The 9,776-nt window shown below is 33.1% G+C and carries 1 protein-coding gene and 1 pseudogene; both read left to right on the top strand.

Going from position 1 to position 9,776, the window contains the following annotated elements; translation table 11 throughout:
• Positions 1-276 (top strand): glycosyltransferase (locus RR554_RS08955; RefSeq protein WP_332463927.1); only part of this gene is annotated, 276 nt, incomplete at its 5' end.
• Positions 277-312: 36 nt separating this feature from the next.
• A pseudogene (locus tag RR554_RS08950) lies at positions 313-9,776 on the top strand (hypothetical protein); the annotation flags it as partial.

Raw genomic sequence — 9,776 nt, 5'->3', positions numbered from 1 at the left:
GGGTTTTGTTTATCACTATTAGAAGCAATGGAGCACGGAGTACCAGTTATTTCGTATGACATTCGGTACGGGCCAAGTGAGATGATTGAAGATGGTAAGAATGGTTACTTGATTGAGCCTAATAATATGGATGAAATGAAAGAAAAACTTGCTTATTTATTAAGCCATCCAGAGCAACATAAAGAAATGTCTCAAAATGCTTATGATATAGCAAATAAATTCGATAAACAATGCACGATAAAAAAGTGGCAAAATTTAATAGCCAACAATAGATAAAAAAGTAGAATGTTAATTAAATCAAGGAGGATTTAAATGAGTAATAGAAATTATGATTATGTTGAAAAAATGAATAAGAATAAAAAAAGAAAAGAGAAGTCTTTAAAAGTATTCTATTCAACTGTTGCAGCTTATGGACTTGCAACTGTGGCAGTAGCACCAGATACAGCCGAAGCAGCTGAGGTGGATGCTGTTAATAATCAAAATAACAATGAAACACAAGCTGCACCAGTGGCGACGGCTGAAGAAACAGCAGCAGTTAATGAAGCTCAAAATGTAGAAGTTGTAGAAGCAAAAGAATATTTAGGTCAAGTTGCTGGGGAAATGGGCTTAAAACATGCTGGTATAGCAGAGGATTCGGAATTAAACCAAGCATTGAATGAATCTTACGATATGCTAGATAGCGGAGAATTAGGAGCAGAACAAGCTAAAGATCAAGTATCTAAATTAGAAGAAGCTGAAAACAAACATCAGACATCTGATTCAACTAAGACAAGTGGTACGCAAGAAAATAAAAAAGAAGTAGACACTACCGAATCTGCTGCAACAGACTCAACAACATCCACTTCTAAGGAAAATAATACTTCTAAACAAACAAATAGTAGCACATCTGAAACATCAGGTAAAGCAGTAAGTAAAACTTCTGAAACGCCTGCTATGTCAACTGGAAACAAAGAATTAGATAAAAAAGTATCTGATATTAAAAAGATGAAAGACCTTGAAGCTAATTACTCTAAAGAAAGCGTTGCTGCACTTAATAAAGCAATGAAAGAATTAGAAGATAAAGTAGCAAAAGGGGAGTTGTCTGAAGCTGAGATAGCACAATCTTTAAAAGAGTTAGAGGAAGCAACTGAGAATCTAACTGTGGATAAAGCTACTTTAGTTGATTTGACTAAACAATTGGAACATGACTTATTAACATTAGGTTCTGCTAATAAAGAAACAGCAGCAACTATTAAGAGTATTCTTGATGAAGTCAAAGTACTTCAAGCAAAAGAAGGGGCAACTCAAGCAGAAATTAATCAATTAATAGAAAAAATGGCACAACACGCAGATGATTTAGATATTTCATCAGAAAAATTACAAGGTCATATCGATGATGTAATGAATGACTACAAACAATTAGATTACACTGCATTAAGTTATAAGCAATTAAATGATGCGATTCGTGACGCGTTATTGGTTGTAAATAATGAAGATGCGACACAAGCAGAACGTTATTTAGCTTATACGCAAATTGATAAAGCCTTAGATCAATTGGTTCAATTAAGAACAGCATCAGAGTTACAAAGTAAAATTGACGACGTTCTTAATTTAAACGCTAAAGATTACACATCAGAAAGTTATAAACATTTTTCAGAGATATTGAAAAAAGCACAAAAAGTAATGAATGCAACAGAAGTTTCAACAGATACTTACTCAAATATTTATCATGAATTAGCTAAATCAATTGATGATTTGGTATCAAAAGATAGTATTAATAGTGAGCTTCAAGTGACAATCAATGAAGCAAAACAACTACTTAACGATAATAAGAAAAAACAAGTTTATACTAATGAAACATTAGATATCGTTCTAAAACAATTAAAAATTGCTGAAACAGTTGATTTCAATATGGTTTCTGCAGATCGTTTGGTAGAAATTAATAATAATTTGAAAAAAGCTATGAATGATTTAATTGAAATTGAAAATCTAAAAGGTTTAGAAACGTTAATTAATGAAGGTAAAAAATTAGTTGGTTTAGGTAAAGGTAATTTCACTGAAGTATCGTGGAATAACTTAAATAAACAGCTTGCTTATGCTGAAGCTATTATTACTAACTCAAAATCAACAGTAGATGAAATTTCAAGAGCTTATCAAAAATTAAATAATGCGGTTGATGCTATGGTGGATCGTGAAACCTTATTAAAAGATTTAGATGGCCTTTTATTCCAAGCTGATGCTTATGAGAAAGAAAAAGATAAATTTACGACTGTTTCATGGCAAGCCTTTGAAAATGCGTTAATCAAAGCTCGAGCAGTTAATAGAGAGACAATTAATCCTGATACATTAAATGCAATTGTTAATGAGTTGAGTATGTCAATCAACCAACTATTTTTAACTAGTAATGAAGCAACTAATGCACTTCAAAAAGAATTTGAAAAATTAGTTACATTAGATAAAGAAACAGCTTATACAGCTGAGAGCTGGGCAAGATTACAACAAGTAGTTAAAGAAGCGTATGCTCTTGTTGATAGTATTGAAGCAGTTGAAACATCAGCTATTTTACGTGTGACAGAAGATTTAGCTAAAGCAATTAATGATTTATCCTATAGCGATACAGACCGTCAAACAGGGAAACAAAAATTACAAGATGGTATTGCTGCATTTGACAAAATGAGTGACGACGAACGAAAAGCTATTTTACACGGTTATGAAGAGTACGCACAAGCAGTTGAAGAAGGTCGTGAGCTATTAAATAACTTAAACTTAACAACAGCACAAATGAATGAATTAGCGACTAAGATTGGAAATGCGAAAAACAATTTAACTATTGATGATGGTAAGAAAACAATCGTTGTTAATACAAGTACAACTATTGGTAAGAAAACTGGTATTAAAGATGGCAAATTAAATATTGAAGTAAGTGCAAAACAACCAATTGCAAGCTTCTTTACGTATAGTCCAGCTTTTGAAACAACGATAAAAATTCCGCATAATTTATTACCGTTTTTTGAAAATGGTACTTGGCGAAAATATGTGAAAATTGCTTATAATAACTCAACTGGTTCAATTGGATTTGGTGATTATGTTGTTCAGTCAGGGGATAAAAAATCAGGTGGTATTTTTGGCTCATGGGACCCAACGTTAAATCTTTTATCATTAGATGATCCAAAAGTTCTTGAAGATTTAAAAATTTCATACAAAATTGTTAATGGGCAACCTGTTTTATATATTACGACTAATAAAATGGTTCCTGGCTGGGGACTTATGCCAGTTAACGAATTTAAATTAAATTATTTTATCAGTCTTGATTTAGAGACTTATATGAAAGACGGCAATGCATTACCTATTCAAGAAAAGGGTGATGATGTTGAAATTCAAGCAATCAGCAGAGTTATGCAAGAAGGTATTGCTGGTGCAACTAATTATGCTGATAAAAAAGAGGTTGCAAATCTTGAAGAGATGAATAAACTGGGCGTTCAGGATGATGTGGAACTTGGGGATATTTATACACATGTTGTGGATGGCACTAATACAATCGTTGGTAAAGCGACTCAATCAAAAGATAAACATTTAGATGGAGATATCTATCAAGCAGTCTTTGATTTGAATGGCAAAGAAATCGGAAGAGCAACTTTGGATAAAGATGGTAATTTTATTTATAACTACACAACGATTGATCCTCGAACAGGTAATATTGTAGCTCAAAACTTTAAACAAGGTGACCGAATTAAAGTAAGTATCGTTCGTGTGAATGATAAATATGATTTAACAACTGTTTCAAAAGATAAAGGGATTAATGTTGTTAAAGGAAAATCACCAAAAGTTAACGTGAATACAATTAAACAAAACGGAAAAGAAATTAGTGGTACCATTACGACATTTATGACCCAAGACGGTAAAAGTATGACCATTGATTCAACCGATAAAAATGTTTATACCGTGCGACTTGTTTATTACGCACCAGGTCAATCAACAGGGATTGAGCTTGCTGAGGTAAGAACAGATAAAAATGGTAACTTTACATATGTCACATCTATGCCTCTTCAATATGGTGGACGTGTTGAAGCAATTGCTTATGTTTACCAAGGTATGGTTAACAGCAATGGTGAATTGTCATCTACTGGCGTTCAATTAAATAACTCTGACGCGACAACAACTGTTAGAAACGTTGAGTGGAATATTGCTAAACCGTCAGTAAACCAAATTAAAGAAGGAAGCACGTCAGTTTCAGGACAAGCACCAATCAATGATGTTAAATTTAATGAAGCTAACTACAAAGTACAAGTGGTTATTGGAGATAAGACTTACTATGGCTCAATTGATGACAATGGTATGTTTACAGTAACTGTTCCTAAAGTTGAACGTGGTCAAGTAGTCAACGTGAATGTTGTTGGTTTTGTACCAGGTAAAAATGAAGCTGTTACAGGCTCTGATGTAGTTGAAAATATCGTTGTGGCAACTTCTGAAGTAAATGATAAATGGGTGGTTAATGAACCAACTATTAATAAACCAAAAGTAGGAGAATCGACTTTAACAGGTATCGTTTTATTAGATGATAGTAAAACAAGAAGCTACTACTTAACAGTAACTATCAATGGTGTTGAAATTGAAATTAATGAGGATGCTTTAAACCGTGAAAATGGTCGTATTCAAATTAATTTAGATCAAAAAATAAAAGCAACAGACGACATTATTGTGATACTTCACGGAACTGAAAAAGGTTACGACGGAGAAAAAACAGCTACAGCAGCAGTTGAAGTTGAAATGCAAGAATCGTTTGAAGACTGGGAAATTAGTCATCCAGTTGTGAAAGATCCACAAATTGGAGATAAATCAGTTTCAGGTTATGTCAAAGTTGATTCATCATATGACAGAACTTATTATGTTCAAGTAAAAATCAATGGCGGTAAAGTAATTACTGGTGAAGTTGATAAATATGGTAACTTTAATGTTGCGTTAGATAAAGGACTAGAAGCATACGATGATATTTCAGTTGTAATCGTTGGCCAACAAGGCGACGCTGGTAAAAAACAAAGTGCTGAAAACTTAAAACGTGTGCCTGCAAAAAATACAGAAGTTAACAAAAATGGGCTAGAAGCAGCGATTGATGTTGCTGATTACTATAATAATGATAACAAAACATATACTAAAGAAAGTTTTGATTCATTAAGTAAAGCCTTGGAAAGTGCTAAAGCTGTCTTTGAAAATGAAGCAGCAACACAAGCAGAAGTAAACAGTGCGCGTGATACATTAAATGGAACGATTAATAACTTAGTTACTATTAATAGTGTGAAGCCATCACAAGTGTCGCTTGATGCTCTTAAATCATTATTAAAAGAAGCAGATAGTTTAAGTCCATCAAAATACAGTGCCACAACATATAAAGTATTAGTTGATTCAATGGAAGAAGCTCAAAAAGCCTTAGTGGATGAAGCAGCGACTCAAGAAAGTATCGAAAAAATGATTACTTTAATGTCTTCTGCTATGAATCAATTAAAAGCACCAAGTGTAACAGACCCTTCAGCAGTTGACCAAAAACGTCTGGAAGAGTTGATTGCAGATGCTAAAAACTTTAAAGGTTCTGACTATACACAATATAGTTTTGCGGTTTTACAAGAAGCCATTAGAAAAGGGGACGAAGCGCTAGGAAACCCTAATGCAGCAACCTTAAATAATGCGTACAATGAAATTAAACGCGCTATGACTAATTTAGTACCAGTTGTGTCTGTTGGGGAAGAAGGACGTCAACAATTACTAGAAGAAATAACAGATGCTAAAGGATTGAAAGAGACGGATTATACAAAAGCTACTTACAATAAATTGCAAGAAGCTATTGCTCTTTCTGAAAAAACATACGATAACAAAAATTCGTCTGTTGAAGAATTATCCGCTGCAAGAAATCAGTTACTCCAAGCTAAAATGGCTCTTTCTGGGAAAAATGATGTTCGAAAACAATTATCAATTACTTATGTAGAAGCAAAAAATGCTATTGAAAAACAAAAGATGAGTTACTACACAACTAAGAGCTTTTCAATAATGAATGAAGCATACAAACATGCATTAGAATTAGATAAAAATCAAAAAGCAACAGCAAATGAATTAGATCAAGCGTTACAAGATTTAAAAAAAGCAATCGATTCATTAGTGATTTCAACTAATATTGAGACATTACAAAAATTAATCGATGACGCATCAGTTATTATTTCAAAACCAAATGAAAAATGGAAATACACAACACAAACATGGAATGAGCTTAACGTTCAACTTCATAATGCTAAGGATATTCTAGCAGCATCAGAATCATCAATGGAAGATATTTCCTTTGTAACGAATCATTTAAATAAAGCGTTAAACAACTTAGTGTCTAAGGATGATCTGTTAGCTAAGTTAGATGTTGCTTTAGAATCTGGGAAAACAGTTAATCCTGATGATTATAGTTTCTACGATGGTAAAGACACAGCATTAAATATGTCTTATCAAGAGTTTAAAAAAGTGTTTGAAAAAGCACTGAAAATTGATCGTGAAAAAATCGAAGCAGATGATTTAAGTAAACTAATTGGTTCATTAAATGAAAGTATCAGCTCTTTAGTGACAACAAAAGAAGAAGCATCGAAAAAATTAAATGAAACATTAGAAAAAGCTAAAACAACAGGCATTACATCAGATTCGAGTCACCCAAATGATTTGTATAAAAATGGCTTTATGATCAGACAAAGTATAAAAAATGCTGAAGCAGCATTAATTGATCCAAAAGCAACAGCAGATGATATTTATAATGCTGAAAAAACATTGCAAGAAGCATTAGATAAAGCAGAATATCAAGATGCTAAAGCAACAGAGATACGCCAAAAAATTGATAAGCATATTAATGAGTTTGGAAAAATCAATCCAAAAGATTATGTGATTGGTTATGACGATTACGAAAAAGTTATCAATGATTCAAAAGCTGAATTAGAAAGAAATTATGGTTTAACGTTAGATGAATTAACAGATATGTTACATGCAATCGAAACAACAAAAGAAAGCATGATTAAAGCAAGAGAGTTAAACTTCATAACAAGTGGAAGCACTAAGAGTGAGTTTAAAGATGTTTCTGTTAAAGATGGCAAATTAAATATTAAAGTTAAATCAAAAAATCCGTTACTTGGTATTGCTGCATACACACCTAGCTTTGATACACGTATCGAGTTACCTAAGAGTATGCGTGTGGTCTTTGAATCAAGTAATTGGCGTGATTATGTTTATATTGCAGCTGATGGTTCTGTTGGTGTATTAATTGGTGGAGCATCGGATGATTTCAATATCGATAGAGTTAGATTATCTGATTTACAACCAGGCGATATTACAGTTGAATACTATTTAACTGATAACGGTATTCCAACATTAAGAATTGTAACTAGAAAAATGGCTAATTCATGGTTAGATTTAGCACCACAAACATGGTTCACATTGGATTATGATTTTGAATTTGACCTAGCAGCTTGGTCAAGAGACCATAATGGGTATATTCCGTTAAATACAGAATCTGATAATACAATGAAATTAATCACTATGTTAAACAAAAAACCAATTGTATTTGTGGGTGATGAAGAAGAAGCTAAATCAACGGCTTTAAATAATGATTTCTCTAAAGGTAAATCAAATGGTTCTTCAACTGGTTTAGGTGGCGACAAAACAACAGCACAAAAACCAGTCGCACCAGCTGAATTAGGAAACGTATTAGTTAGTGGCGGAACAGTCATTAATGGTCGTGTACAACAAGATCACAATACTGATATTAAGGGCGACACATACAAAGTACGTATTTCTCTCAAACGAGCAGATGGTTCTATCGAGACCTTAGGATATACAGATTTAAGAGATGACAACACATTTATGTTTGTTTATGGTGAAAAAGACGAGTTCGGAAATATTACTGCCAGAGGATTCAAGGCAGGTGAAACGATTTTAGCGACAGTTATCCGTGAAAACAAAGACCGTGAATTTATTTCAGAATCAACCACACAAGAATGGCGTGTAGGAAAAGCAAAAGCACCAGAAGTAACATTAGATAAAATTAAAAATGGTAGTCAAGTGATTTCTGGTAATATCTCAGGCATGATGGATGAAAAAGGTAACTATGTTAACTTTAATCCAAATGACTTAAATGTTTACAAAGTCAAATTAACGTACTACTCTCCAGATGGTAAAGCAATTCAATTAACAGAAGTGAGTGTGGATCGTCAAACTGGAAACTTTGAATACTATGTGGGAACACCACTTGAATTTGGTGGTTATGTTGAAGCACAAGTCTTCGTTTATGCAGGTAAATTAAATAGTACAGGTACTTTAGTGGGTGTTGGTAAGCAATTACAAGATGTGACACCACAAATTACGCAAGCAGACGTTGAATGGGGCATTCCAGATCCATTAATTAACCAAGCAGGAGATGGGGATACATCAATTAGTGGCTTGGTGCCAAATATTGACAATGGCGAGTACAAAGTGCGCTTGACTGTTAATGGCAAAGTTGTAGGTGAGGCTTCAGTAACCAAAGACGGCTTATACAAATTAGATAAATTAGAAAATCCATTGCAACTTGGTGATGTTATTACCGCGCAATTAGTTGCTTATCGAGATGGTAAAGCTGTAATGGATAAAAATGGAAATGAGCTAGTATCAAATATTACAACAATCACGGTTAAAAGTGCCGATGAAATGTACGAAGATTGGGAAGTAACACAACCAACAATTGATGATTTATTTGAAGGAAAAGAGTACGTTACAGGGGTTGCGCCAAATGATAACTCTGCTGGCAGATCATATGATGTGATTGTGACAGTTAATGGTGCGAAAACATATCGTGGCAAACTTGATCCAAATGGTAAATTCATGATTAAAGTTAATACTCTTAAAGCAGGAGATAAAGTAGAAGTTCAAATCGTGGGTCATCAACCAAGCAAGAAAGATAAATTTAGTGATGTTTCAGAAACAACGGTTAAATTATCACAAGCTTGGGAAGATTGGAAATTACAACCAATTGAAGTGAAACAACCATCAGAAAATGATAATGTGATTATGGGTAAATCAATCAATAATGATTTTTCAAATGGTAGAACATATACTGTTGAAGTTCAAATTAATGATGGAAAAATTTACAAAGGAACTCTAAATAAAGATGGTACCTTCTCAATTGGTGTTGACACTCTATCTTATAAAGATAAAGTATCAGTTAAGCTAGTTGGTCATCAAGCAGGTTATGGTGATAAAATTGGAGATGAAACGATTGTAACTGTCTCTAAAGAAGACCAAGAAAACAAAGTTGATAAATCTAAATTACAAAATCTATATTCTAATCTTAAGAATACATCTAATGATACGCATGAGTATACAGCGATTAGTTTTAAAGAGTTTGATGATGCTAGACAAAATGCAAAATTTGTTTTAGAAGACTTAGAAGCAACACAAGCTCAAGTAGATGAAGCCTATCGTTTACTTAAAGATGCTTTTGAAAAACTTGAATTAAATGAGTCAACAGAAGTAGACAAATCTCGATTAGAAAAAGTTTACGAAGAAACTGATCCAGAAAATGTAGAAAATGATAATAAATATTTAAATGATGGTGAAAAATATCCAGAAGATATTTATAGTGAGTTTGAAGAAGCTAGAGAGAAAGCTAAAGAAGTTTTAGATGATTCTGAAGCAACTCAAGCAGATGTGGATCAAGCAACAAAAGAATTAGAAGATGCTAAAGAAAAATTAGATAACTATCGTGATAATGATAATGGCGGATCAGACATTGATAGTGACTCCGA

It is taken from the genome of Vagococcus sp., from assembly GCF_036639995.1.
Classification (GTDB): domain Bacteria; phylum Bacillota; class Bacilli; order Lactobacillales; family Vagococcaceae; genus Vagococcus.
Note: the sequence above shows the minus strand (reverse complement) of the source record. Positions and strands in the feature narration are given on the sequence as shown.